Annotated in this window: 16 protein-coding genes and 3 pseudogenes; all 19 read right to left on the bottom strand. The window is 68.5% G+C overall.

Features of this window, described 5'->3' with window-relative positions; genetic code table 11:
* Nucleotides 1–353 precede the first annotated feature (353 nt).
* The 19 genes and pseudogenes from ACFPIJ_RS57850 to fxlM all read right to left on the bottom strand — a co-directional run bounded on the left by ACFPIJ_RS57850 (nt 354) and on the right by fxlM (nt 26,882).
* On the bottom strand, nt 354–719 hold the full coding sequence (locus tag ACFPIJ_RS57850; protein ID WP_380128108.1) for a hypothetical protein: 366 nt from the start codon (nt 717–719) through the stop codon (nt 354–356).
* Between the two features lie 43 nt (nt 720–762).
* On the bottom strand, nt 763–1,329 hold the full coding sequence (locus tag ACFPIJ_RS57855) for a cold-shock protein (protein ID WP_417323613.1): 567 nt from the start codon (nt 1,327–1,329) through the stop codon (nt 763–765).
* Nucleotides 1,318–1,509, bottom strand: a pseudogene (locus ACFPIJ_RS64540) (cold-shock protein); the annotation flags it as partial. The gene ACFPIJ_RS57855 and the pseudogene ACFPIJ_RS64540, both read right to left, overlap by 12 nt.
* Before the next feature lie 36 nt (nt 1,510–1,545).
* Nucleotides 1,546–1,743, bottom strand: a pseudogene (locus ACFPIJ_RS57860) (cold-shock protein); the annotation flags it as partial.
* A 938-nt stretch (nt 1,744–2,681) separates the two neighbouring features.
* The gene (locus ACFPIJ_RS57865; protein WP_380128109.1) at nt 2,682–4,478 is read right to left on the bottom strand and encodes a hypothetical protein; all 1,797 of its coding nucleotides are present in this window, start codon (nt 4,476–4,478) and stop codon (nt 2,682–2,684) included.
* A gap of 11 nt (nt 4,479–4,489) precedes the next feature.
* Complete coding sequence (locus tag ACFPIJ_RS57870; RefSeq protein ID WP_380128110.1) at nt 4,490–8,311, bottom strand: CHAT domain-containing protein; 3,822 nt, start codon at nt 8,309–8,311, stop codon at nt 4,490–4,492.
* 21 nt (nt 8,312–8,332) lie between these two features.
* On the bottom strand, nt 8,333–9,241 hold the full coding sequence (locus tag ACFPIJ_RS57875) for a hypothetical protein (RefSeq protein ID WP_380128111.1): 909 nt from the start codon (nt 9,239–9,241) through the stop codon (nt 8,333–8,335).
* Nucleotides 9,238–11,019 (bottom strand): hypothetical protein, encoded by a 1,782-nt coding sequence (locus ACFPIJ_RS57880; RefSeq protein ID WP_380128112.1) that lies wholly within the window; start codon nt 11,017–11,019, stop codon nt 9,238–9,240. The genes ACFPIJ_RS57875 and ACFPIJ_RS57880 overlap by 4 nt, the downstream gene beginning before the upstream one ends.
* 1,475 nt (nt 11,020–12,494) lie before the next feature.
* The gene (locus ACFPIJ_RS57885; RefSeq protein ID WP_380128113.1) at nt 12,495–13,247 is read right to left on the bottom strand and encodes a hypothetical protein; all 753 of its coding nucleotides are present in this window, start codon (nt 13,245–13,247) and stop codon (nt 12,495–12,497) included.
* A 25-nt stretch (nt 13,248–13,272) separates the two neighbouring features.
* A complete protein-coding gene (locus tag ACFPIJ_RS57890) occupies nt 13,273–14,151 on the bottom strand; it encodes a hypothetical protein (protein ID WP_380128114.1) in 879 nt (292 codons plus the stop codon).
* Nucleotides 14,148–14,462, bottom strand: coding sequence for a hypothetical protein (locus tag ACFPIJ_RS57895; protein WP_380128115.1), 315 nt, complete (start codon nt 14,460–14,462; stop codon nt 14,148–14,150). Before ACFPIJ_RS57895 ends, ACFPIJ_RS57890 begins: the two co-directional genes overlap by 4 nt.
* A gap of 31 nt (nt 14,463–14,493) precedes the next feature.
* Nucleotides 14,494–17,673, bottom strand: a complete 3,180-nt coding sequence (locus ACFPIJ_RS57900; RefSeq protein WP_380128116.1) for a CHAT domain-containing tetratricopeptide repeat protein — start codon at nt 17,671–17,673, stop codon at nt 14,494–14,496.
* Between the two features lie 621 nt (nt 17,674–18,294).
* Nucleotides 18,295–18,420 (bottom strand): annotated as a pseudogene (locus ACFPIJ_RS57905) (IS6 family transposase); the annotation flags it as partial.
* A gap of 375 nt (nt 18,421–18,795) precedes the next feature.
* Complete coding sequence (locus tag ACFPIJ_RS57910; protein WP_380128117.1) at nt 18,796–19,893, bottom strand: hypothetical protein; 1,098 nt, start codon at nt 19,891–19,893, stop codon at nt 18,796–18,798.
* 3 nt (nt 19,894–19,896) lie between these two features.
* Complete coding sequence (locus ACFPIJ_RS57915) at nt 19,897–20,886, bottom strand: thiopeptide-type bacteriocin biosynthesis protein (protein ID WP_380128118.1); 990 nt, start codon at nt 20,884–20,886, stop codon at nt 19,897–19,899.
* Complete coding sequence (locus ACFPIJ_RS57920) at nt 20,868–22,073, bottom strand: lanthionine synthetase C family protein (protein WP_380128119.1); 1,206 nt, start codon at nt 22,071–22,073, stop codon at nt 20,868–20,870. Before ACFPIJ_RS57920 ends, ACFPIJ_RS57915 begins: the two co-directional genes overlap by 19 nt.
* Complete coding sequence (locus tag ACFPIJ_RS57925; protein ID WP_380128120.1) at nt 22,073–25,126, bottom strand: lantibiotic dehydratase; 3,054 nt, start codon at nt 25,124–25,126, stop codon at nt 22,073–22,075. The genes ACFPIJ_RS57920 and ACFPIJ_RS57925 overlap by 1 nt, the downstream gene beginning before the upstream one ends.
* Before the next feature lie 172 nt (nt 25,127–25,298).
* Nucleotides 25,299–25,550 carry an FxLD family lanthipeptide gene (locus ACFPIJ_RS57930; RefSeq protein ID WP_380128121.1) on the bottom strand — a complete coding sequence of 84 codons (252 nt, stop codon included), beginning with the start codon at nt 25,548–25,550 and terminating at the stop codon, nt 25,299–25,301.
* A 60-nt stretch (nt 25,551–25,610) separates the two neighbouring features.
* Entirely contained in the window at nt 25,611–26,882 is a 1,272-nt protein-coding gene (fxlM, locus tag ACFPIJ_RS57935; RefSeq protein ID WP_380128122.1) for a methyltransferase, FxLD system, read from the bottom strand.
* Between the last annotated feature and the right edge of the window lie 25 nt (nt 26,883–26,907).

The following is a 26,907-nucleotide window of genomic DNA, read 5'->3' on the forward strand; positions in this document are numbered from 1 at the left end:
GAGCGGCCTGGAGAAACGGACCAGCGGCAACACTGACACCGCGCTCCAGGCCGACTCAACTAGAAAGCAAGATGCCAAGTCCAGCTCACAGCCTTGATCAGCGCCACCTCGACGGTCCGATTACATCGCAATCGCGCGGCTTGTCCGTCCACTGAGGATCGATTCGCGATCGGCAGATCGCAACGCGCCGATCACAGACAGACATCCCATGTTTGGTCTCGAAAGGGCCTCAAGCAAATCCCCTATGGTGGCGTTCCGTCAGCGAACGTGCCGTAGAGATCTCCACCGGAGGCGGTGCCCCCAGTCCGGCCGATGCCAACCGGCAGGTACCCGCTGGCGTGCTTGGTGCTCAGTCAGATCCAGTCCTCGTCCGAGGAGGTCTCGTCGGTGAATCCGTACGGCGCCCCGCCAGCGGTATAGCCGACGACGAAGAACGACCTGCCGTCAACGACGATCCACGAGTCGTCGTCGGGGACGATCCCGTAACCGACCCGACGCGTGGACCGCAGCCGCGGCGACGACGGCGGACGCTGCGCCCACTGCTGCGCGAAGGCCGGCAGAGGGACACCGAGCGCGGCAAGATCGTCGAACGCGGTGTACCGGTCCACGCCATACCGCTTCGCGTACGCCTTGACAGAGACCGCGGCACCGGAGGTGATCCAGGCCCGGGCCGAATCCCGGCGTGATCGTTGACGCATCCGGTGCCGACGCGGCTGCATACCGCCGGATGCTACCGGCCCGCCGAGGCACCCCCGGGCACTCTCAAGTGAGAGTAGGAGCGCCTCGGAGGCGCTCTACGCGGTCGGCCTGCGGGCCCCGGTCGCTCTGACGCACCGTGTACCGGACCCGGTCGCCCTGCTGCAGCGGTTCCGACCCCGCGACCACGGACACGTGGACGAACAGGTCGTCACCTCCGGCGTCCGGGGTGATGAACCCGAATCCGCGGTCGCCGTCGTAACGTGCGACGACGCCCTCGCCCGCGCGTGCGGGCACGCCCAGTGACGGCGGCTCCCTCCTGGCGGGTGCCGGCCCGACCGGCGCCGGCCGTCGCGGTGGCGGTACGGGCTCGACCCCTCGGACCAACTGCACATCGCGGGCCTGCGGGCCCTTGTCGCCGCTGACGACCTCGTACGCCACGCGATCGCCCTCTGCCAGCCAGGTGAGGCCCTCGGCCAGGGACCGGGCGTGGACGAAGACGTCCCCGCCGCCGGAGTCGGGAGCGATAAAGCCGAAGCCCTTGTCCTCGTCGTACCAGGAGACGGTTCCGTCCGCCCCGTCGGCACCGCCGGCCCCGGCGTGCAGGCCGACCCCGGGACCGAGCGGGACCACGTGCGCGGCCTGCGGGCCGCGCTCGCCCTCGACGACGACGAAGGCCACCCGCTGCCCGTCGCTGACCACACCGCCGGTCACGATGGCCGAGCTGTGCACGAAGATGTCGGCGCCGCCGCCGTCAGGCGAGGCGAACCCGTACCCCTTGGCCGGCTCGTACCAGTTGACCGTGCCGAGCAGGCCTACGGCGCCGCCGGCGGCCTGCTCGGCGGTGACGCGGACGCGCAGCGCCTGGGGACCGCGGTCGTTCTCGCCGGCCTCGAACTCGACGGCCTGGCCCTCGCGGAGCACCTTCGGGCCGCCTTCACCCACGATCTCGGAGGCGTGCACGAACACGTCTGGCGAGCCGTCCTCAGGCGCGAGGAAGCCGAACCCCCGTTCGGCGTCGAACCAGCGGACGATCCCCTGCGGCATAGGAAAGCTCCAGGTCGTAATAGCGGCATTGCTCTCAGTCTCGCTCACGGCGTCGCGCCTGGGACCACCGGGACCGGCCACCGGCCCCCAGCCTCACGCAGGCCCGGCCCCCAAGATCGAACCTCGTCTGCCGCCCCACCCGGATGGATCTTCAACAGCTTCGAAATCCGCAACCGGTCAGATGCGGCGCACCGGCCGTCACCCGTCGGATCCCTTTTCGGAACGGTGGACCAGGCGGCACAGACCCGCGCCGACCAGCACGGACCGGTCTGGACCGTTCCGAAACAGCCGATCACTTTCGGAACACCACAGGTCCACAGTGGACAAACGAAGAGAGGCGGTTGATCTACGTTTCCGCAGCTCAACCGCCTCTTGATCTTGCGCACCCGAAGGGGCTCGAACCCCTAACCTTCTGATCCGTAGTCCTTCAGCGGCCAGGCAGAGCTCGCAGCCTTGATCAGCACCGACTCGACCGCCCGATTACGGCCCATTCGGTAAGTTCGTCCATCGACTATGGACAACAGTGCTCCGGACACGTTCCAGACACGCCGATTGCGGCAGACATCCTATGTCTCAGCCCTCAGAGCTGTGGCCGCAACGCCGCGCCGCGCCGCGCCGCGCCGCGCCGCGCAAAGACAGTGGCATGTGCGGAAACGCGATCGGGCGTTATGTGGCACTCGTCGGTAGGCCAGTATTTAGCCCGGCGCAATTCCGACCGTGGAGGTTTCGGACTGCCCGTCCCCCCTGGCTCGCCGGCGCGGCTGGCGTGCACGCCTACCCGTACCGGACTTCCCGATGTGCGAGTTCGACCGCAACGGCGTGCGGGCCGTCACGCCGAGCCGTGCCACGGGGTGCCACGGCCATTAGCGGTGGAGGGCCCTGGGCTCGGGCTCTGTCGGCAGTGGGGCGACGACGACGGCGTCCACTGGGCGGCGGCCTTACGCTTGCAGGAAGGAGAACCGCTCCGGTGGCATAAAGCCGAGGTGTTCGTCCACGAAAAACCCAGGGTCGTCGAAGCGGAAGAGGCGTTTGCACCACGCCTCTGGATCGGTTTGGTATTGGGCCGCAAATGTCCGCTGCCGCGTCGTCACCGGGCGGTCCGCGTTCAGGAACTCCTGACACCATGGGGCGCCATCGCGGAGCAGCCGGACCACATCCTCCATGTCATCTTCGAGCCGGTCCATCCGGCGGTCGTCGCCGTATGCCCAGGCGGTGAACATCTCGATCAACAGGCGCCCCTGCACCCGCAAGTTGTCGTCCTCATCTTCAAAACGCAGATACTGGACGCGTTGCCGGCAAGCGTGCAGCACGTAGCGGCTGTCGATCAGGCGCAGCAGCAAGGCACCAGCGCGGTCCGGGTCGGCGACGTTGAATGCCTTCTGGAGATAGAGCCCGGGTTCCGACCGTAGGAGGTCTCCGAGCACCATGAATGCTCGCTGGACCCCGTTTTCCTCGTCGCCGGGCACCATACCGCGGAACGCCGGACCGACGTCCTCGGCCGAAAGCACGGCCCACGGCCGGTGGAGCCAGCGCAGCACGACGCCGGCCGCTCGGTCCCGATCCGCCCGGGTCAGTCCGAGCCCTTCCAGGTCCGGGCGCAGCCGACGGTGGTCGTGGAAGAAGACCCACCGCCAGAGCGCATTGCTCGCCGTGAAGACAGTGTCCGCGTTCTTGACGTCGTCGCGGCGGTGCCGTCGCATGGCGAAGCCGAGCGCGCGAAGGTGATCGGCCGTCGCCTCGGTCAGATCCCGCCACGCGGGGCCCGGCTCGTGCCGGGCATTCGGTGCGTCGAGATACGCACGGCAGTCGGCGGCGAGTTCGTCGAGCGCCGAGGTCAGCCGGTCGTGATCGGTCCCGGCGGACTCGACGAGATCGCGCAACCGGGGAAGAAACTGCCGTGTAGCGGTCAGCGCCGCCTCGGTCAGCGGGTACCAGAAGTTCATGCCGTTCGGCACAGTGATGCGCGCCGTCAGCTGGTCAAGCAGTACCCCCAGCACCGCGGCGAAGGCGAACGCCTCACCGGCCTGGGCGTAGGTCGGACGATGCTCCGCGAGCAGCGCGTCGGCGTCGTCGGCCAGTCGTCGGACCGCGGTCAGGTCGATGCCATCACTCGCGTCGTCGACCAGCGCGGCAAGCGCATCGATCGGGGCTTCCGCGGCCTCCTCTGCGAGGCCGTGCCGACCGGCGAGCCGCGCCGCGAAGTCGGCAACCGACCAGAACTCGAGCCTTCGGAGCGCATCGACGAACGGCGGGCAGCGGTACGCGGTCAGCGTGCTCCAGCCGTCCTCGCGTGCCTCGTCCCGCAGACAGTTGCGCAGTGTGTCGGGCAGACTGAACGTCAGGGCATTGCCGACGCCGTGTGACACCCAGCCGAGGCGTGTGTTGGCGTACATCGCGAGGCAGTCGCCGGGCTCCGAGAAGTAACGTTGCCCCGGATGACCCGGGTGTTGCATGCCGGTGAGTCGGTCGTCGATGTCGAACCGGTCGAGCGGCAGGCCCAGCTCGGCCGCATAATCGTAGAACGGTTGGCTGGTCTTGTGGACCTGATCGCGCTGCAGGGACACCGCCCCGGCCCGATGGAGCAGGGACCGCAGACCTCGCAGCGAGCCGGGCACGCTGAGCCGGTGTGCCTTCCACCAGAAAAAGTGTGCTGCGTGTAGCCGTTGGTACAGCGCGAACTCGTCGGGCTGCAACCGCTCGCGGAGGACGTCGTCGAGCGGCGTCTGCTGGGACACATCGGTCATGGTCACGCGCCCGTGAACTGAAAGGCCGCCCAGTAGTACGGGTCGGCGAACGGATGGTCCTGCTGGCTGTCCGCCACGCCGGCCTCTTGGGCGGTCACATCGCGGAGCCACAGCTGCGCGAGCCGCAGAGCGGCCGCGGGCGCCATCTGCTCGCACAGGTGGTGCTGGTAGAAGCGCCCCATGAGCAGGCTCGTCGCCCGGTCCTCCACCGGCCAGAGGGTGCTGACCACGCCACAAGCGCCGCCCTGCAGGAACGCGGAGGGAAGTCCGATGAACTCGTCCGCGGATGACCGCAAATCCACCAGGCCGGTCTCACACGCGCTGAGCACCACAAGCCGGTTCGCGGTGAGATCGAATGCCGGATCCAGAATGCGCTCAAGCGTGAGGGCCGAGCCGGCCAGGCGCAGCCCAGAACGAAGCACGTCCTGCGGGTCATATCCGCCGTGACAGCAGAAATGCACGTGCGTCCGGCCCGCCACCGCCTCCGTCACCCGCTGCGCGGTCGCCGTGGCGCCGGACAGTTCGGTCTGCGGCTGCCCATTCGCCGCGGCTCGTACCAGATCCCCTTCGACACGGGCGAATTCCAGGTCGCCGGTCGGGTCGACGACGGCAAGGAGGTCGATGTCGGAGCCGGCGCGGGCGGCGAGCCGGCGCTTGCTGGCTCGCAACGCGTAGATGCTGGGTGCGTATGAGACGACGTAGCGGTCGAGAAGGCAGCCGGTGCCGTCGCCCAGGGCGCCGGCGGCGTGCAGCGGCAGGAACGACAACGCGCCCTGCGGCACGATCGTCACCGTGGCTCCTTCGGGCAGGTGCCCCTCCAACTGCATGGCCATGGGCTCGACCAGGGCCTGCCACAACAGGCGTAAGTTGGCGCGAATGGACTCGCGCCATGCGTCGTCGGGTAGTGCACGCATCCGCCACATTTGATACTGGCTCATCCAGCCGGGATGGCCGTCTCCTCCGTGCAGCAATCCGCGCAGCACGTCGTTGGTCACCCAGCTCATCGATCCTGTGATGAGACCCAGCTGCCCCTTGTCGTCCCGGACCAGGGCGAGGATGACCGTGCCCTCCGGAGTAACGGTCGGCATGATCACCGCACCGTTAACCGGTACCGTCTCGCCTACCTCGTCGAGTCGCAACCGGTGTCGCACCGCGTCGGCGTGATCGGTTTCGACGTCGGCCAGCGAGACGTCGAGCGTCCGGCGCGCGGCTGCGAGGCGCTGACTGGTCCGGACTGCCTCGGGGATACCCGTGCTGAGCTCGTGACGCAGCGACGCGTCGAGCTGCCGCACGAGATGGCGCGCACTGCGGATCTCCTGCATCTTGGGGGTTGGGAGGCCGAGGAGGTCGAGGTCGCGGAGCACCAGCGCGTGCGCCAGGAGTCGGCCCTTGCCCCACTCGGCGCAGATCATCGCGGCGAACGGATCGTTGAGGCGGACGAGGCAATAGGCGGCGCATGCGTAGATGTCCACATCAGTGGCGACAGCCGACAGCTGGCCGGTTGGGGTGTGCGCGGTGGCGAGCATCGAGTCGATGACCCGCATCGCCGTCACGAGCCAGCGCAGCGCGTCGTACCACCGCTGGTGGCGGAAGTGGAGCATGGCCAGGTGGTTCAGCGCTTTCAGGCGGCCGAGGGGGTCGGCAGCGACCGTACATACCTCGAGGACACGCTCGAGATGCTGCACGGCCTGGGCCCTGAGCGGCCAACGTCGCTCCGCCTCGGCGCGCTCGGCGCGGCGGGTGTAAACCCTCGCCAACGTGCGATGCAGGTGTGCCCAGCGGGCCGGTGCCCCCTCGCGTGTGTAGATTTGGAACGCCTCGGTCAAGTGGCTGACCGCGCGGTCGATGTACGCGTCGTCCTCGGACGCGAGCGAGGCATAGATTGAGCCGAGAATGGTCTGCGCCTGCGCCCACGAGTGCGGGAAGTCACGCAGCGTGTAGACGGTCAGCACCGACTCAGTGATCTCCGCCATCCGGCGCAGATGTTCGGTCGTTACGCCGCCCGGTGCGTTGTCGAGCAACTCGACGGTGCCGAGCTGGTTCTCCGCCCAGATCTCTGGATACTGCTCCTTCGGGCATGCATCGACGACCTCAGCGAGCAGGTCGAGCGCGGCCTGCCAGTTTTCGGCCTTGTCTCCGTGCACCCGGGCCAGGTAGGCCGACGCCAGGGCACGCCGCGGGGTCGCCCAGTCCGCCTGGTCCAGGCCCGGTTCGGTACCGGCCACGCCGCGGGTGAGGAGATCGATTGCGCGTTCCACGTTGTCGGCGCGGTCACCCGATCCCCGGTTGAGATGGATCAAGCCCAGCACTACTAGGGCCGTGGGGCGCCAGGACGCGTCGTTGTCCGCCGCCGGACGGGAGAGAATGAGTTCCAGATGAGCCGTAGCCTCCCGCAGGTTCTCTTCGCTGTCGCCGATGACACGTTGGCGCAGCAGCTCGGCGAGGCTGCCGTGCCATTCCGGCTCCGCCTCCGCGGGGTCGACGACCGCGATGAGGTTCCGCAGAATCTCTATCGCCATCTCATGGTTCTCCCACCGGCTACCGCGGCCGCGCTGCTGGTAGGCGACTGCGAGGTGGTGTTCGTTCTGCCGCCAGAACACGCCGTCGGCGGGCGTCAGTATGCTGCGGGCACGGGTGTGGTATTCGATCGCGCGGTCGAGGTTGGCGGCGCGGTCACCGGACTCCTGACGGCCGATGGCTGTCCCGGCCAGGCAGAGCAGCCCGCCCCATGCAGACGGGAACCGGGCCCGATCGACGGCCTCGATCGCCGCGAGACTCAGTTCGAAGGCCCGGCCCCAGTCGCCGGCGGCGTACGCCTGGCCGATGTCATGCAGCGACGAATGGGTGGCATCCACGCCCAGCAGCCCGGTCCACCACACCTGCTCGGTGACCAATGGCCGCGTCAGGATGCCGGCGAGCTCAGGACGACGATCGATCAACAGCTGCATGTCGTTCGCCGCGATCGTCCCGCGCTCGTTGGCGAGGCTGGCGAGCGCGGCTGTCGCCTCGGCGCGCAGGTCCGGTCCGTCGCTGTTCGCCGAGCGGTCCGATGCCGGCGGTCCCAGCACGGCGTCCAGCCCATTTGCCCGACAGGCTTGCAGGACCGTCCTGATCTGCCTTAGGCGTGCGATGAAATCGTCCGACCTTTCCGAACCGTCCGCCTCGTCGATGGTGAAATTGTCGATGGTGAAATTGATGAACTCCTCCGCCTTGTCGCTGAGGAGCATGCCCGCACGCCGCTCGATCTGACCGCGCAGCAGGTGGAACGGCGTGTCGAGCAGTCGGCCGACCGCCTCGACCAGCTCGTGGGGCACATCAAGGATCTGATCGCTGAAGGCTTGTTCCGGGCCAACGCTGACCGCGGACTCGACGCGCCTGCGGCGGTCGCGGAGCAGCTCCTGCACATCCTCCTGATCGAGGTGGAGCAGCCGCAGGTCATCCAGGACCGCTGCGGCCTCCGGGCCGACGAGTAGCTCCAGGTGATCGGCGACGTGCCGCCGCAAGGTGGCCATGTCGCGGATGTTGACCAGATCGAGTACGGCCGCCTCCACCTCCGGGCGGCGGTCGGGGCGCACGAGGCCCCGATCGATGCCGTACTCCCGGCACCGGTACAGCAGGCGGCGGGAGCGGCGCAGCGCAGTGACATCGTCGGTTTCGTCTCGGTACTGCCGGATCAGGTCGGACAGGACCCGGTCGGCCTGGTCGGTGAGGAGCAGCTCGTGGTGCTGCCGCAGCACCGCCTCGGTCTCTGCGGCGTCGCTCGCGTCGACGAATGCGAGGACGGCTGCGACGGTCTCGCGATCTGGCTCGTTCGATCGGCTCACCGTCGGTCACCCCCTTGTCGATCATGCTGTCAGTGCGTCGTGGATCCAGCGTGCGACCACCGCGTCGGCGAGGTACCCAGCGATGCCGTGACGGTTGTCGGTGTGGTTTCGCACGGCGTCGTGGTGCTGGATCGGCGGCTCCTCGGGGATGATCGGAAAGCGCTCGGTGTCGAGCGGGTACAGGGCGACGAGGTCACGGCGATCACGTGCGTTGTACCAGGTGTCCACGCACGCCGGGCGGCGGATGGGGGCAAGCGAGCGCAGCTTCCGGCGGATTGCCGTCACTGCCAGCGGCGAGCCGAGCGTGACGAAGCACGGCACCCGCCAGCCCCGCAGATGGCCCTCGCGGCGGAGCAGGTTGTACGTCACGACCGTGCCGAGGGAGTGACCGACCACCACCGTCTCGACGCCCGGAGTCACCGCCGCGCTGATCCCTTCCTCGATCTCCTCGCGGATCAGCGAGTCCGTGAGGTACCGGTACACGTCGTGTGTGGCGACCGCGATGCCAGCCCCGCTCGCGTACGGCACGTACCGGTCGACCGCCTTCAGCACGGCGTGTGCCCAGGCGGAGTCGGGCCAGCCGGCCCGCTGCACCACGTCGAGGCTCCCCATCTCAGTGATCTGCTCGGCGGTGACCCCCGCCTGCAGATGCGTCTCGGTGAGGACCTCGCGAAGGAACTGACGTTCCTCGTCATCGATGTCGCCGCCCCGGACAACCACCGCCGACGCCAGTTCGGCGGGCACGTCGGCCACCCGATCGACGAGCGCGTCGCCGTAGAACGGAAATCGGACGTCCGCCGCAGCGACGGGCAAGGCCAACCCGCTCTTCGCGAGTCCTTCGGCGAGGGCGTCGAGCCACTCCACCTTCAGCGCATCCGGGTCCTTGAGCTGCTGCGCCCGACCGTGTACCAGCACCAACTGCCTGTTCATCGCACCGCTCCCGTCGCCAACACCCGCCGCATATGCCCGAGCTCCTCGACCCCGTAGACGGCCCAGTCCGAGTCCCGCAGGCCCGCCTCGACGCCGGCCAGTCCGCCGGGCAGACCCACCCGGTGCGCGTGCAGGAGCGCCCAGCCACGAGCGACTAGCGGAACGAACGGCACGACGCCGGTGACGGGCCCAATCGTCCGGCCGACCAACTCGCGCCCGACCAGTGCGATGTCGAACAGCACGCCCCCCAGCTGGCCGCGCTGGAGCGCGGCCAGCCGCTGGATCTCACCCAGCGGCTCCTGCCTGTCGTGATGGGCGTAGGCCACGCGGAGCGCGACTCCAAGGTCAACCGTGTCCCCGTAGCGCGCGCGGTCGAGGAGGTGTGCCGCCGTCGTGGAGTCCAGGTCGAGCCGGTCGTACTGTGCGACGGCCCCCGTTACAGCGCGGACTACCCGCACCCGGTCCGCGAGCCCCACGAAAGCCGCCCAGCGGCGGTGGTTCGCGGACGGCTCGAAGGCGACGTCGACGAGCTCCGGACCGTCGAAGGTGATGGCCGTCAGAAAGCCCGTGAAGACCGGCACCACGGTGCCTACGCCGGACGCGAAGCGAAGTATCACGCTGGCGGGCAGGCGGCCATCCGGATCATGCACCCGCACCAGATCGCCGTCTTTTCCCAACGTCTCGCACTGGACTCCATACGCAAAGCACTCGACGAGCTGGGCGCCTCGAATCTTGATGCCGCAACCGGACTCGTCATGGTCGGGGCCAAAGGGCGCGGCCGTCCTCCGCACCCGGGCGGCCAGCGAGTCGGTGCCGATGTCCGGTCGCTGCTCCGCCTTCCAGATCTCCTGGCGGAGCTCGGCCTCGGACTGGTGGGCCGCGGCGCTCACCAGCCGCCCGGCCACATCGCGCAGCGTCACCGCGCGCCGCGGCGGCCGCGGTGTCTCCGGCCCGCGAAGCGGCTCGGCCGCCGTGGGCACAACCCTGGCTAGCCAATAGTCGTGCCGCATCAACAGAGCATCAGGCTCCTGATTGAAGACCTGCCGCAGGCCACGCGCACGCAGCCGCGCCGGGATCTCCCGTTCGAGGTACGCCTGCAGCAGGTGGGGTACGACGAAGCGCGCTCCGTCGACCGGGTCCGTCCGGTGGTCGAACACCTCGTCCCGAAAGCCGTACAGCGCGTCGAGCATCGCCGCGGTGTACACCGCAGTGAACCCCGTGGCCGCCTCGCGCGCATCCTGAATCTCTCCGGCGGCCCGCCCCAGCCGGCACGCAAAGAACTGATCCACGGGGTGGGCGCGCGAGCCGCCGCCGTCACTCGGGAACACGTCCTGGCCACGGACGTTCTGAGCCTGGATGCCCGCAGGCGCGACGCGGCAGGAGTCGGAAATCATCGCTACGTGCCCGATGCCGCAGTACCGAGCGAGCTCGACGCTTCCCGCGACGTTGACTGCTGCGCCGGTCTGCCGGGGCGCGTCGCTCAACAGCCAGTGCTCGCTGCGGTTGAGATTCACCCCATGGCCGGCGAAATAGACGATGAGTTGGTCGGCGCCGGGGCCGTCGACGATCTCCGTGATGGCGTCGTAGATCTGCCCGGGATCGACCTTGCGGCCGTCCTCGTCCGTGATCAGCTGGGCTTGGCGGCCGTCGACTACCCCTTGGTGCAGGGCCCAGTCGTACATTCGCCGAGCGCCCGCCGCCGCATCCTTCAGCGGCTGAAGATTTCCGGAATGATCAACACCGATAAATACCCCAGCGCGGACAATATCCGATCGCATGCAGTAATCTCCAGGTTGGCGATGAGCAGCTTCGGCGCGTCCGAAGTCTAGTTGGGTCCGAACGCATGGCGGTGTAGCCGCGTCCGCAACCAGACACGCGGCTATGGCAATTGAGCTCTCCGGGGAGCATCAATCGTCCATTCGGTCCCGGTGGGCGATCGACCGTTAGCTGACGGCGGTGCAGCGGCGCGGTCGGTGCAGCGTCACGATGAAAATGGCTCAAGGTCTAGTTGCGGGCGCCGATGGTGCAAGTGCCTGCTTGCATCGGCAGATCCGGATGCTTTCGGCCGCGGTGGGGTGGCGCAGTCAGATGGTCGGCGGCCGGCTGCGGTGAGCGGCCCGGGCGAGGGTCAGCTTGGCGGTTGTGCCCCAGCCAGGGGTGCGGGGACCGGGGTGCGGCTGACGCGATGGAGCCAACAGCCCGGACGGCCTGCGCTGTCGCGGACGTCCGCACGGCGATGCGACCCCGCAGATGATCTTCACTGAAGACGGTCGGCGCCGGCCTGGATCACGATTCGGGGACACTGCTTGATCTTGGCTGTTGCCGCGGCACCCAGTCCAAGATCCAGACCAGCTGGCACGAACGGATCCCCACCAGCGCGACCCGAACTGGACCGTTGCGAAACAGCGGATCCCTTTCGGAACACAACAGGTCCACAGTGGACGAAACGCAAGAGGCGGTTGATCTACGTTTCCGCAGCTCAACCGCCTCTTGATGTTGCGCGCCCGAAGGGACTCGAACCCCTAACCTTCTGATCCGTAGTCCGCGCACAGTCGAGACCAGGTCACAGCCTTGATCAGAGTCGACGCACCGGCCTGATTACTACACAATCGCGCAGATCGTCCATCCACTGTGGATCGACTCGTACCTCGGCAGATCAAGGCACGTCGATCACGGCAGACATCCCATGTCTCGGGTCTCGAAGCGCCCTCAAAGCGGATCATCGTATGGCGGTATCTCGTCGGCGAACGTGCCGTAAGGAGTGCCGCCGGAGGTGTAGCCCGCGACGAAGAACGGCCTGCCGTCCAGCATGATCCACCACTCGTCAGGGACCGGGAGGGTGGCGCGCCCGCCGGTACGGCAGGGGTCGTTGATGGGCGCTGCGCCCACTGCTGCGCCGAGTCAGGCAACGCGAACCCGAGCGCGGTCAGGTCGTCATACGCCGTGTACCTGTCGACGCCGTACCGCTCAGCGTAGTGCTTCACCGTGACCACCGCCCCGGAGCGGATCCACGCCTGTGCCGAATCCCGGCGCTTCGTGCTTTTGCGGCGTGCCCGACGGTGCTTCTGAGAAGGAGCTGGCTGCCGCGATTGGCAGCTGCTGTTGGTGGTCTTGTTCTGCGGCCAGCACAACGCCTACCACATCAAACAACCCCACGAACCAGCCAGCACCCGCCACCACGGGCCGGCCACCATCACCCTCTACCCCATCCAACGCCGTGCAGCATGATCAACTTAGGCTAAGTGGCAATGGGTTAGGGTCGGGGCATTCGGGCGGCGACGTTATCGTGACCCTCCGGCCTCAGTATTATCGCCCGGATCCGGACAGGTAGGTCCTGGATGTACGGGAGTACGTCGCCGTTCCAGTCACCCAGATCGCGCAGGATCGTCTGCGGATCGGTCGATTGGCGGTGGCGGACGGCGAAGTCGGTCGCGAGTTGGCGGCTCTGGCTGCTGATGTATTCCTGCGCTTTGATGACGAGTAACTCGATGACGATGTCACGCATCGCTGCGACGTTTGCCGGCGTGACCGGGAACCCCGCAGTACGCACGATCTCTTCGGCGAAGTCTGGGCGGACCGGTGGCACGGTCAAGGCGATCGACTTCGCGGGAATGGTGCCGACCGGGGCAAGCGTGGGATCGCCCGCCCTCCACTGCGCCATAATGGGGAGATCGCGGCGAGCACCGGCCGCGCCGACCATGAAGAGTCCGAAGTCGGTGTCGGAGTCGCCTTGCCACGCGGCCACAGCAACGAAGTCGTCGCTTGGGTCGCTGAAGCACATCACGTTCGTCGGCGGAGGCGAGGCGGCGAGCCATCGGTGACCGCATGCGACGAGGTGTGGCAGGTCGGCGTAGTGGCGGGGTCGTTGCCGGTTTATCGCCTGTTCAAGGATGTCGAATCCGGTGTTGGCGTTCTGAGCTGAGCGCAGCTGGATGCCCTCGGCGAGTACGCCTGGTTGCGGACGCCGTGGTGCAGTCGCTTCGGATCGGTTGCGGAAGATTCCCATGGCAGGTCCTCACTGTGATCGACGGTCAGCGCGACTTCACGAGGCGTCGGTTCAGGCGCTCACCGCGTAGCTGTTGTCCGTTTTCCTCGTTGTCGGGCACGATCGCCGCGGCCAGGGACGTGTAGTGCAGGTCAACCACTGATTCGATGAGGTCGGCGTACACACTGACGCGGGCGCGCGCCTGTCGCCATGCGGTAAACGCGACGACGGCACCGATCAGCAGCGCCGGCCACCACAGCACCCCGAGAGCGGCGTAGAGCAGCCCCCAAGCCGCCAAGACGGTGGCCTGGTCCACCGCTGAGCGACCTGCTCGGACCTCGTCGCGTACGGCATTGGGGATCAGCAGCCACAGACGTGGCCACGCAATGCTGAGATCGAGCTGTTGGTACTCGTCCTTGACGGTCTCGGTGACTGCTTCCAGCCGGTCGGCCATCCAGGTGGGGTGTCGTGGTTCGCTGAGAGCGATGCGCCGGCGCTGCCTGACAAGGACCGGATCCTCCATTCCGGTCAGCCGGCGGTGCTCACGATTCTGCGCGTCGATCGGAGTCCATTTGGTGAGGCGTCTGCGGGTCAATGCCTCACTGAGGCGATGGAGGGGTGTCGGCCACGAACCGAGCCAGATGGTTTCCACGACACTGCTCAGCGCCTGCGCCGCCAGGCCGCTCGCAGTGGCGGCGAGCAGGACCGCCGAGGCGGCGACCGCGATCGTGACGGGTTGCGGGTGCGGCTCGGAGACGGCCAGGGCGTTCAGCGCGGCAATGGTGCTGTGCACGCGCAGGGCGTGGGACCACCCGGCGGCATATGCAAACGCTGCGGTCGCGGTGTAGAGCAGGCCCGGCAGCACGAGCAGCGTGAGCCATTTCTGGGCAAGCTGCTTGCCGAGCTCGGTGAGAAATCCGTTCATCCGGCGTCGCTCCGTCGCAGTGGCAGACCGGCGACGAGACAGTGTGGTGGGGTGACGCCGGCGGTTTTCAGCCACTCGCGACCACACCTGGGCTCGGCCGGGCACAGGTACACGCTGGCGAACGGTGTCCATTCGCCGGGCCCGGGGGGCGGGACGACATGACGGCTCGCCTGCCGGAGCCGGACGCCCAGATCGGCGGCGATCGTCAACACCGCGTCTGCGATCGATTCACCACGGCGGGCAGCCTGCTGCAGTGCCGGGGCCTCGTGGACCACGAGCCCGGTCTCGAGCAGTTCGCAGAGCAACGCCATGCCGGCTCGGTCGACGAGATTTGGAATGCTGCTACGGTCCGACATGCTGGTAGCCCGCCCAGATCGAGGGATAATTGATCCACCGGTCGCGCAGTGCGACCACGGCGTCGTTCAACGCCCGTGCGACGTCGGCGGTGCCGTGCCTGCCGACGTGTTGCCAGACCTGTTCCGCGACGGTGGCGTTCTGCTCGTCGTCCAGCGCCCAGAGACCGCCGATGACGTGGCGGAAACCGGCCAGGTGGAACGCGGCGAGGATGGTGACGGCTTCGTCGGCGAGCTTGATGCCGTTGAGGGCGGTGTCGCAGCCGCCGAGGAAGGCGAGATCGGCGCCGTGCAGAGACAGTTCCGCGACGTCGGTGGCGGTCAGCGGGGCGACTTGCCAGTCGTGGGGCAGGAGGCGGGCCGACGCGCCGTCCAGCAGCGAACTGGCCGCATGGCCGGAGTAGTGAAAGTGCCGGATGCCAGGCAGCCGACGTAACACGGCCGCACGCGTGGCGTCCGGGCCTTCCAGCAGTCGTGCGCCGGGTGCGAGCACAGCCACGCGACGGGCCTCGCCGCGGGCGAAGGCGAGCGGCGGCTGGCTGGGCACCTCCGGTACGGCCACGACGAGCGTGCCCGAGGAAGTTGTGACGACAGGGCTGCGGCGTGCTCGCCCCAGGGCCGCCACGGTCGGTGCGTAGGACGAGACGACCTGGTCCACGACCGTGCGGCGACCGGGTTCGCGATGCCGGCCGGCGGCGTGGATCGGCAGGAGCGCGAAGAGCCCCGTCGGTACCCACCACACGCGCGGTCCGCAGTGCCCGAGCACAGGTGCGGCGACGTTGTCCCACAGCCATACCAGCCCGTCGTGGAGCTTCTCCTCAGCCGCCAGGCGCTGTGCCGCCGATACGTGGTCACTCGTCGCGACGCCCTGGGCTTCGAGGAAGGCTTCGGTCCGTTGGGGGAGGCTGTCCGTGGTCACGTTCGGCAACGCGACGGCGCGGTATTCGCCGGCCTGAAGGATGATCGCGTGCGCGCGCAGCGTACCTAGGACTAGGACGACCACCGATCCCTGGCCAGCATCGTTGACGATCGACTCGATGGCGCGAGGACCGAGGAAGCCTGCGAAGCCGTCGATCCGGCGGATGTCGGCCAGCACGCAGTCCAACTCGCCAGCCAATGCGCTGTGCCCGGCCAGCGCGTTGGCGCGCGCATGCGTCTCCGGCCCGGTGACCGGCGACGGTTCCATGTTCAGTGCCCGACGGACGGTCTCGAACCGGTCGGCGAGTTCCGGAGCCGCGGTACGTAGGTTGTCGCGGCTGTCGCGAAGCTCGAGCGCCTGCGACAACAGGATTCCCCGCGCCGTCTCGACCATGACCAGCGCTTCCGCGACGTCGCCGACCTCGATGGCAGCCGCAGCGGCCCCGCCGGCCACGCCGGTCAGGTCGCCGAGCCCGCGTTCTCGGTCCGCACGGGTGAGACCCCGCGGCGCCACCTTCGGCAGCAGGTTTACAGCACGCTGGTACAAACCGAGCGCGCCGTGCGCGTCGCCGCGACGCGCACACAGACGCCCGGCCCATCGCGCCGCCGCCGCTGCGGCTCGCGGGGCCGCGGTGGGCAAGTAGGCGGTCTCCCGGAGCAGGTCAATCGCCTCGCCATTCCGGCCGATCTTGATCAGCGTGCCGGCAAGGTTGATCATCGCGGTGTCGCGGTCGCGCGCCTCGGCCGGCATCAGGTCCAGGGCTTTCCGGAGCGCGTCGACTGCGGCAAACCCTGTGGTTATGTCGGAGTTCAAGTCAAAACGCTCACCCAGCAGCTGGCCCAGGTCGGCGAAGGAACGCGCCTTGTCCGGCCCGACCACGGCCGCATCAACGGCCTGCCGGAACCACGGCTCCGCCTCGTCCATCCACGCCGGGTCGCGCGTACCGAGGAATCGCTCGTAATGAATGTTACCCATGACGCTCAGCGCCACGTACCGCTGCGGATCGCCGATCGCGATAGTCTGCAGTGCCGCATGCTGGTAGCCCTGCGCCTCATCGAGCAGTTTCGCATGCAGCTTGCGCCGCGCCTTATCGAGAAGAGCGCCGTCGCGGATAACCCGGCACTTCGTTGTCAGGCTGGCCGCGAGGTTCGTTCCTGCGATCGCGCGATGGTCGGCGGTCATGGCTTTGTCGACAGCGACCCGACGCAGGACGATCGACTCGTCCAGCGCCCGTTCGTCACCCACGGCGTGGTAGGTGTACATCAATGTCTCGGCGAGACCCTCCACCATGGTGGAGTAGTTGACCGCGCCGTCGTCGATCGACTCCAACGCCTCCCGGTAGAAATCCACCGCCAGGTCGAGCGAGGACGCGTCGCCAGCGTGCAGATACTTGTCGGCGTAAAGGGTCGCCAGTTCGTGGAGGTAGGCAGGCCTGGACGAAAATCCCTGCGGGGCGTTGCGGACGGCGTCCCTGCCGGCGCGGACCGAGTCCTCGAACAACCGGTCGTCGCCGGTGACGCCCCACCGAAGGTGAAGGACCCGGCATAGTTGACCCGCCGTCGCAGCCTTGTCGATCGGCAGCGCGGACTTCTCCAGTGCATCACGGAGAGCGTGCTCGGCTTCCGCCAGCGCGCCATGGTCCGATGTGGACTCGTAGACCTTCACCAGGAGCCGCGCCAGGTTTCCGCCGACAGTCGGGTATGCGGGGTGCCACGCGGGCATCCGGCGTACCTCGTCCCGGATGAGTGTCACTGCATCGCGCACCCGGGCGAGCCCGGAGCTGTCGCTTCCGTCGCTGGCCTGCTGGAGAATAACGTCGGACAGGCCAGCGACTACCACGGGGCGCTGCAACTCCTCCAGGGCCGGAACAGCCAGCGCCGCCCGGAACGACGCCTCGGCCTCGGCCAGCCCGGAGACGTCGCCGAAGTCGAGATACAGGTCGGCGAAGGCGTTACCAAGGTTGTTCCACGCACTCGCGACCGACACGTACGTCGGTGAGCCCGCGGCCACCGCGCGGCGAAGGACGTCGATCAGCTCGTCCAAGGCGCGACGGTCGCCGGACAGCCGGTAGATCAGCGCCAGGCAGCGACCTAATTCGACCTGCGCCTGAGTCCAGCCAGGGCCACCTGACAGGTACCGTGACGCCAACTCGCGGGCCATGTCGGTAGCCCGAACAAGCGTATCGACGTCGCTAGATTTCTCGGCTTCACCGATGAGAGCGACGACTTCGTTGAACGAATCCGACCCCACACTTTCCTCCCGCCCGATCTGAAGCGACTGCAGATGAAAATGCGGCAGCCATATTGATGGTCACCTGTGGTGTCCCCTGGAGGAACCACCCTTGCACGTCGGCTAAGTGCGCGAACAGTCCATCGAATCCACGAAACGTCCTGGATCCACGACCCATCGGGGCGGACAGATCAGACCGGGCAGGGGACACTACGCAGGTCCGGCCCCGATCAGCCGCCAACGAGTGCGGGCAACATTGACTACGACCATAGGGAAGCCTTACCTGTCGGGCCGAGCAGTCGCCAGCCGAGAAGATTGATCACGGCGGCACATGTTTGCCCGGCCAATCTCGAGCAAGATCAGACGCACTGCCATCGGCTTCTTATCTACTGGTGATACGACCAGATGAGTGCACCGGCTCCGCTGCAGAACCGGGCGGCGTAGCCGGCGAGGCGGCGCCACCGCCGGGCAACACCGGGCGGGCACCCGGCCCCCAGCCTGACGCAAGCCCGGCCACCGAGATCGAATCGCCTCTGCCGCCCCACCCTGATGGGTCTTCAACAGCACTGAAATCCACAACCGGTCAGATGCCGTCCACCGGCCGTCACCCGCCGGATCCCTTTTCGGAACGGTGGACCAGGCGCCCCGCTCGATGAGGAGTTCTTCGACGTCGCGGTAGGAGAGGTTGTAGCGCAGGTGGAGCCGGACGGCGACCACGATCACGTCCGGCGGGAACCTGAATCCGGCGAACGCCGACCGTGGTGGCAGGGCCGGACGCCGGCGGTTCGAGTCCTTCACCGCTCAAGCCTGTCTGACCAGGACACGCTCAACGCAACGGACCCTTCGCAGCAAGGCTCCTATTGAGACACGTCAGCCGGTCCGGTGGCAGCGCGCCACCTTGGAGCCCCGGTCGACAGATCAAACTCAAGGCACGCACGTTTCCGGCCTGTCGTACCGCGGGTCAGACCGAGGCTCCGAGGCGACACACCAATATCCTCACAGTCGTGTCCGGTCGGAACCTGCGTACATCGGGAACACCTCGCGAGCGGTCTAGCGAGTGCCGGGATCGGTTCGGCGAGACGAGTCGTCGTCCGAAACGGTCGACCGATGATCATGTTTCGGCAGCCTGATGGCCATGGTTCCCTACTGAACGATCTTGCGCAGGGCGGTCGCGGCTTGCTGGACCGCTGCGTTCAGCGTTTGTCGAGAGTCGGCCGGCATTCCGCTGCTCAAATTGGTGCTGGTGAGGATGGTCGTGAGTGCGTTGTGCCGCGCTTCGTCGATTCGTGTAGCGGCGCAAGCTCCAAGAAGTTCTCGGGCCGCGTAGCCGTCTGGCGACGCAAGAACCTCGTCCGCGGCTCGGCGTAACGTGGCTGCCGCCGCCGCTTTGTCGTAGGGCGACAGCAGCGTGACGACGGTTGCCGTCCATCTCGCGCGGAAGTGCGCGTAGCCGGGTAAGGGATCGTGTGCGAGGAAGCGCTCGATCATGGTCGTCGCGGCGGTGGCCGCGGTATCGGGTGTGGCGCACATGACGGCGAGGCATGAGCCGACGTGCTGCTCCCACGGTTCGGTCAGTGTGCTGGTGCGCAGCGTTTCGCGCCCGACCTCGCTGCGGTGGTGTAGCAACTCGTTGATGATCGCCGCTTGGCGTCCTTCCATGAGGTGGAGGCCGATGCCGTTGAGGGCGTTGGCGTGGGTGACGGCTTCGTCCCAGCGTCCGGACATGGCGTGGATGCGGATGCCTTCGTTGAGCAGTTGTAGCCAGGTCCAGCGGATGAGTTGCCGCCGTTCGTCGCGGCTGCCGCTGAGGCCGTTCAGGCTGATGGTCTGGTCGTCGACGACGAAGGCGGCGCCGAGGGTGGCGGCTTGGTATATCGCGTTGAGCAGGTGCAGGGCGGGGCTGCCTTCGTCGGCGCGGACCTGCAGTCGGGCGAGGTTCAGCACCGGCTCGAGCAGGTAGCCCGCCTGCAGGACGGTCAGTGGTCTTGCGGTGCGGTAGGTGTTGATGTGATGCCAGCACCATTCGTGGGCGAGGTCGGGCAGGCCGCAGTCGCTGGCGATCAGTGCCGCCTTGTTCAGGGCTTGGGCCGCGGTGTTCATCGTGTCGCCGTCATTGGTCGCGGCGGTGGCTGCGAGGGTGCGGACTTCGGCGATGCGGTCGGGCAGGGCGGGGCACGCTGGTCGTGGCCGGCCGAGGAGCGGGAACCGGCGCGCGGCGGCGTGGATGGCGGCTTCGTCCATGGGTCAGCTCCTGGGTAGGAACGCTTCGACGGCTGCGCGGGCGAGGACGCCTTGGGTGCTGGCGGTCAGCCCGAGCCGGTTCCAGTGGAAGATCACAATGTGGCTGAGGACGGTTCGTAGTCCGCGGGCGAGGTTGCCGGTGTCCGCGGCGCGCCGGAGTTGTTGTCCAGCGGCGGTGTGCGCTACGTGCCAGGGGGCGGCGAACGGGACGGTTCCGTCGCTGCCGAACAGTTGGGCACCGGTTTCGTGGGCGGTGGCGATCAGGGCGCGGGTCTTGCTGGTCAGCGGTGCCAGCCGGTCGGGCTCGATGTCGGTGATCGGGCGGATCTGGGCGACTTTGGCGAAGACATCACCGGTCTCGAACCAGTCGAGTCCGGCGTGGTGCAGCAGCGTGCCGAGCAGAACGAGCGACAGTTCGCGCCGGCCGAGGGTCGGGTTGGGGTGGCGCACGTAGTCCAGGGTGCCGTGGCTGTCGGCGCAGAACAGTTCGTGCACGATGCGCATCGCGGCTGGTCCGCCGAACGCGAAGGTCTCCGCCTCATAGACGCCGGCCCGCCAGCCGGCCACGATGCCGGCAGCGACGAGGTCGTCGAGGGCGCGTTCGATCATGGCGGGGTCCGGGTCGGCGAAGCGGAGCCGCCAGTGCGGGTGTTTGCGCAGGAACCACCAGCCGCTGGCCGCGCCTGCTTCTACGAGGCGGTCGAGCATGGGGCCGAGCCGTGTCGCGGCGATGTGTTCGGCGTGGTGCCAGTCGGTGAACAGGACGCGCACTTGGTGCCAGGTTCGGGTGGCGTGGTCCTGCAGGGCGGCGAGCCCGGCCGCGTGGTAGACGTCGGCGGCGTCGGTGAGTTCCTGCGTGGCGATGCCGAAGGCGGCGGCGGTCTCCGGTAGCGGCCTGCCGGTCAGGAGGGCTCGGGCGGCGGCGGCCATCGTTGTCGGTGGGGTGCAGGCGGGCGTCGCCTGATGCGCGGTGGTTAGGTGATCAGCAGGCATGTGTCCCATCCGGTGGTGGGCGTGCCGTGGGCTGCGGTTTCGGCGGCGAGGGCGATCCCGGTGTGGCCGGTGAGCAATCCGGTGTGGCCGTCAGCCGCTGCTGCCGCGCGGGTGACGGCTTCAGCGAGGTTGGGGAGACGTTCGGCGATGGTGTCGGTGGTTGCGTCGGCGGCGGCTCGGTATGCGGTTTGGAACAGCCCGGCCAGGCCGTGGCAGAGTCCGGGGCCGGTGAGTCGAGCGACGCTGGCGTCGGTGAGGCAGTCGGCGAGGATTTGTTCGGCGTCGACGCGTCGGCTGTGTTCGTCGGTGGCGATGGCGGCGAGTTGCAATGCACGGGCGATGCCGGGCGTGCCGTAGCACCAGGACGGTTGGTTTGGTTCGGGTTGGTGGGTGTGGCCGGTGTCGAGGTCGTCGAGGGTGAGCCACTGCGGCCACCACGGGTCGACGGTGCCGGCGTCGTCTTGCCGCCAGCGGTCGAACACGCGGGTGAGGCGACGGATGGCGTCGAGGTGGCCGTCCACGGTGTGGCCGCGGCGGTGTGCGCTGGCGAGGAGGGCGAGGATGCCGGCGGCGCCGTGCGCCATGCCGAGGTTGGCGTGACCGCCTGGTGTCGGCAGTGTCGGGTCCGGATCGTGGTTGACCCACCAGCCAGGCAGCCGCAACCCGTCAAGGTCCTGCGGTCGGGTCAGCTCGATCAGATAGCGCAGCAGGTCCGGGATGAGGTCGCTGCCGGGCATGCGCTGCAGCAGCAGGGCGCCGAGTCCGGTGAGGCCATACAGCAGGTCGTATTCCGCGAAGGAGGCGGTGCCGCCATGTCGGATGCGGGCGGTGGCGTCGGTGAGACGGTGTTGAGTGATCCGGGCCAGGTGTGTGTCGAGGGTGGCTGCGGCTGTGTGGTAGCGGTCGTCGGCTTGGGCGGCCTGGCCGAGCAGGAACGCCAACGCCGGCGCGCCGTAGAAGAGGCCGGTATGCGCGCCACCGTCGGCCGGGCCGGTCGTTGCCGCGCGGATCGCGGCGTGCGCCGATGCCCAGGCTGCGGTGCCGGCCCGGGCTCGCTCCAGCTCCAGCAGGGCGATCCCGACGTGTCCGGAGGCCAGCGATTGACGGATCGCATCGGGTTCGCAGATCACCGGTCGGTCGGTGCGGCTCGCGCCGCTCGCACTCGTCTGGCCTGCTGAGACGGTCATCACGCGGTGATCCGGGCGATGGCGCGCAGCGCGATGGCACGCGCGAGGCGGTTGGTGGTCTGTTCGAAGGAGGGTTCGATGCCGAGCGCGCGGGCGTGGTGGTCGCGCAGCAGGGTCGGCAGCACACTGGCCGGGTCCCGTTGTGTGGCCAGGATGGCGAAGTAGTTCCGCAGGGCGCTGTCGCGCACGTGCCAGGTGTCCCCAACCGTGGGGGTCGTTGCGGTTGGTGACTGTGGTGGCGACTCTGCGATCTGCAGTGTCCGGTCGAGCAGGGTTCGGTCGAGGGGTCCGTGTTGCTGCGGCAGACATCGCAGCAGTGCCTGGTGTCCGGATATGTCGTCGTCGGCGAACGCGGCGGCGAGGCGCGCCATGGACGCGGCGGCCAGCGCCTGCGCCGGTACGTCCGCCTCGGCGGCGGTGATTTGGGCGATGACACAGGCGGTGTCCGCGGCGAAGACCTCTTCCGCTGCTTCGAGCGCCAATTCGGTGCCGTAGCGGCCAGGGTGGTCGGTGTAGGGGACGAGCGACTGCATGCCGGGCAGACCGTCGGCGGTCGCGTCGGCGCTGAACTGGGCCAGCGCTGCGGCGACGGCCGCATGATGTTCCGCAGTTCGCAGCCGGGCCACGATGACGAGGTGCTGGTCGGCGTCGTGCCGGACCAGGTCACGCTGCCGGCGAATCCACCACCGTGATGCCAGGTCATGGAGCGGGCCGGTGAGCGCCGGGAGGCGCCGGACGAGATCGTCGAACCGTGCCGGGTTGCCGGCCAGCCGTGCTTGGATGATGGTGCCCTGGCCGGGCAGCTGGGTGCGGGCCGGCTGGGCGAGCGGCGGCAGGGTCCGGCGGGCCGGTGCTTGGCTGGTCAGTGGGATCAGGAATTCGGCGGGGCGGCCGATCCAGCCTTGCTGCTCGACGTCGGCGTCTTCGTGGAGCTCGACGCGTCCGGCGTTTGCGAGCTGGCTGCGCAGCAACGCCCGGTCGAGGCGCTGGTCAAGATTCAGCGGTTGGCGGCTTTCGCCGTGGTAGCACACCACCCGAGCCGGGACTCGCCAGCGGCGCTGCCACCGAGCCAGCGCTGCGTCCCAACCGCTGTCCGCACCCTCACGCAGGCCGGGCTGGCCGGTGGTCTGATCGGGGGCCTGGCCGGCCGTCGGCTGGGTCTGCAGATCGGTGGTGGTCAGCAGCCAGCGGGCCGCGGCGAGGGTCGTGCGGCGGTACCGGATCCGGGGCAGGTATGGCAGTACACGCGCGGCGCCCGGGTCGAAGGGACCGAACACCGCGGTCCGTGCGTCGCCGACCTCCGCGAGGAACCTGGCCAGCGGCGGGCTCTGCACGACGGTGTCCAGCGCGTGCGGGATGTGCACAACGACGCGGCGGCCGGTGGAGACCTGCACCAGGTACATCTGGTCGGTGTCCGCGGTGACGGCCAGGTCGTCGAGCCCGATAGAGCTGTCGGAGGGGCTGTTGGTGGGATGCTCGGCCAAGCTCACGACGTCCGGCAGCAGCTGCGGGACTCGCGTGACGTTCTCGTTGCGGACTCGGCGCGGCGGGAACGACAGCTGCACCGGCACCGCCGAGGGGTCCGATGCTGTCGGTGCGCAGGCGGCGGCGAGCCGGGCGCGGTCAGGGTCGTCGAACAGCGCGATGAATCTGCCGGCCATGCTGGTCGGCGCGCCGGGTGCTGCGGCGAACCGCAACCGGAACTCGCCGCGGTCCAGCGCGCCGATGGACGTGGCCTGCACCGTCACGCCGAGCTCAACCCGCGCCGGTGGAATTACCTCAGCCGGGTCGCCGACCGTGAGTGCCGCAATGTCGGTGTCGGTCAGGCTGATCTGGTCCCGGCCGTCCAGGAGTGCCTGCTGTACCAGGGCCAGGAACACCGCGTCGCGTTCGGTGATCCCACGCCAGCTCGGATGCGCTCTCGGCGCGCCGAGAAACCCGGTGGGAAATCCCAGCCCTGAGTCGGCCACCAGGTCGCGGACCGGCACCAGCGCTCCAGGGCCGTACCGGGCACGGAAGCGTGTCCGGTAGTCCTGCCACGCGGTCGACCCGAACGGTTTCGTGCTGAGCCGCAGCAGCACGTTCGCCGCCATGACCGCTTCGGTGAGCACCGCGTCAGGGAGTCGAATATGGGCATCGAGCCGGGTGTCCACCGACAGCACGTGCCGACCGCTCGACGACACAGCCCGCATCCGCTGGATCGCCATGGCTCGGAGGGCGGACTGGTCGGCTGGGTCGCGGCTGGCGTTGTGCTGGCTGAGGAGGTCACGCACGGAGACCAGATCACGCAACAGTTCGCCCACCTCGGCGACGGTCTGGCCGCCGGCGGCGGTCACCGTGTCGATGACGTGGGTCAACCCGTCGACGACGGTCATCGGCGGGCGCAGGTTCGTGATCAACGCGCCCTGGTCGAGCAGCGCCTCGAGCAGCGCATCGATCCGAGCAGCGGGCGCGGCCGGAAGCCGGCCAGCGAGTGCGGCGGCAAGGCCGTCGAGCCGGATCGGGGCGCTCGCCAGCGCCAAGACGGCCCGAACGGGGGCGGTGTGACGTACTGACGCCTCCCGCAGCGGCACCGTCGCGCCTGCTACCTCTGGACCGATCCGACGGGACGTCACGTATCGGCCGCCCCGGACGACGCCGGTGTTGTCAGCGACGACCATGAGTCGCCGCCGCAGGTCCGGGTGCTGCTCAAGACGGGTGATCACGGTGGACAGCCAGTCGTAGTCGACGGCGGCGACGACGTGGTGATGCGCGCCGAATGTGGCGCCTGCGGGTCCGGTGGCCGCGAGTGCTACACCGGCGAACAGCCCGAACGGTGTGGCCCGCTGCTGCCAACGCAACAGGTACCCGGTGAGGGAGACGATGGCGCCGCGGAGTTGTTTGACCTCGGTGACACCGCACCGTTCGACGATCCGGTAGATCTGTGCGGCGAGGCCAGGGCTGGCGATTTCGACAGCGTCCCGTACGTCGGGGCGGTCCCAGATCTTCGCGAGCCAGGCCGCACCGTCGACGGCGACCGCGGTGTCGTCGGACAGATCCATATCTTTGGGCATGTCGAGCTCGCCGCCGACAGTCGTGGCGCGAACCAAGACCACACCGGTGTGCCGAAATACGGAACGTGCTGGCACGGGGGCACCTCCTTGCCATGGGCAGGGCCGTTGCCGCCGACGCCCGGAAGGGGCGTCGGCGGCAACGTCGAGCGGTGGTGGCGGCAGCGGTGGTGCTTTAGAGCGGGTCGCTCGCCTTCGTCGTGCAGGCGCTCGTCGAACAGCTGCTGCCGCAGCCGTCGCTCGTGCTGCACATCATCTGCACCAGCGGCGTGGTCGATTCCACGACCGTCATGTCCAGCTCGAAGTCGTCCTCGCTGAACCCGGACTCGCCGTTGAGGTCCGGGTACAGGGGAGTCGTCGCCAGCATGCCGCTGGCGAAGCCGGGTGCGTCGGCCGCGGTACGGCCAGGGTGCACCAGCACGGTCATCGGTTCACACTCCTCGCGTCGGTGGATCCAGAGGGGGTTGGTTCACCTGGCCCTCGGCGGCTAGCTCGCCGTCGGCCAGGAGATCGTGAGCCGGCCGCTGGTCTTGTCCAGCACCGCGACATCACCGACGACGGCATCGGGAGCGGTGCCGGTCGGCCAGAACGCGAACGTCGGTTCTGGCCCGCCGCGGGCGTGCCGGTCCCACGCCCGGATCTGCTCCACCATCGCGGTCGCCGCCTCAGCACCGTGTGCGCCGTAGGCTCGGGCACCGAGTTCGGACCTGCCTTCAACGGCGGCCGGGCGGAACGCGAAGTAGGCAAACGAATCACCACGCACGACGCCGAACGGAAACCAGTCCCGCTCGCCGTGCAGGTCCGTGCCTGCATCGGCGGCCAGCAGGCAGAAGCCGGGCAGAAACCCGGCGAACCACAGGTACACGTCGGCGAAGGATTCGCTGCCGGCGACCGCCACGCTCGACCACACCGCCGTCCTCTCGGCAGCCAGGACCCCGTCGAGCAGGTGGATGTCCTGCGGTGCGCCGGTGTCGAAGCGCAGGCTGACGTGCCGTCCTTTGCCGTCGGGAAGGCGGAAGATCCGCTCCGGACGGGCGCCGACGCCCTGCATCGGCACGAACCCCGCCAGCTCCGTTGATGTGCTGACGAGATGATCGGCGGCGTGGCGGAACGCGATCGTGCGGGTCACCCCGTTCATCCGCAGCGGCACCACGATCACGCCGTCCGGCGCGAGATGCTCCAGCAGCGCCGCCGGAAGGTCCCACGCGCCGGCGGTCACGAGGATCCGGTCGAATATGCCCGCGTCGGGAACGCCGAGCGACGCATCGGCCTGCGCCACCGTGACCCGATCTCCGTAGCCTGCCGCTTCGAGCAACGCGGTAGCGCGTTCGGTGATGTCGGCGTCGATGTCCACGGAGACGACCGCGCCGGCGGCGCCGACCACTTCTGCCAGCAGCGCCGCGTTGTAGCCACCCGAGCCGACCTCGAGGACACGCATCCCGGCGTCCACACCGGCCTGCTCGATCATGCGCGCCTGGATATAGGTGGCGCTCACCGACGACAGGTGTGCCCCGTGCTCGTCCGTCTTCGTGATCACGGACTTGTCGACGTGGTATACGTCTTCCAGCGGCGTACCCGCAGGGACGAACGCGTGGCGAGGCACCGTCCGGAACGCCGCCTCGACCCGGGATGAAGTGATCTTGCCCATGGCAAGCAGTTCGTCGACCAGGACGTTACGAAGCCGGTCTGTTCGACTGTCCGCGGCGGACGTGCTGCTGCTCGATGCCACCTTTAGTGCCCCTTTGATCGCGACTGCCACAGCAACCCGGCTGCGGTCAGGTACG

This window comes from Dactylosporangium cerinum, from assembly GCF_042653625.1.
In the GTDB taxonomy this organism is placed as follows: Bacteria; Actinomycetota; Actinomycetes; order Mycobacteriales; family Micromonosporaceae; genus Dactylosporangium; species Dactylosporangium cerinum.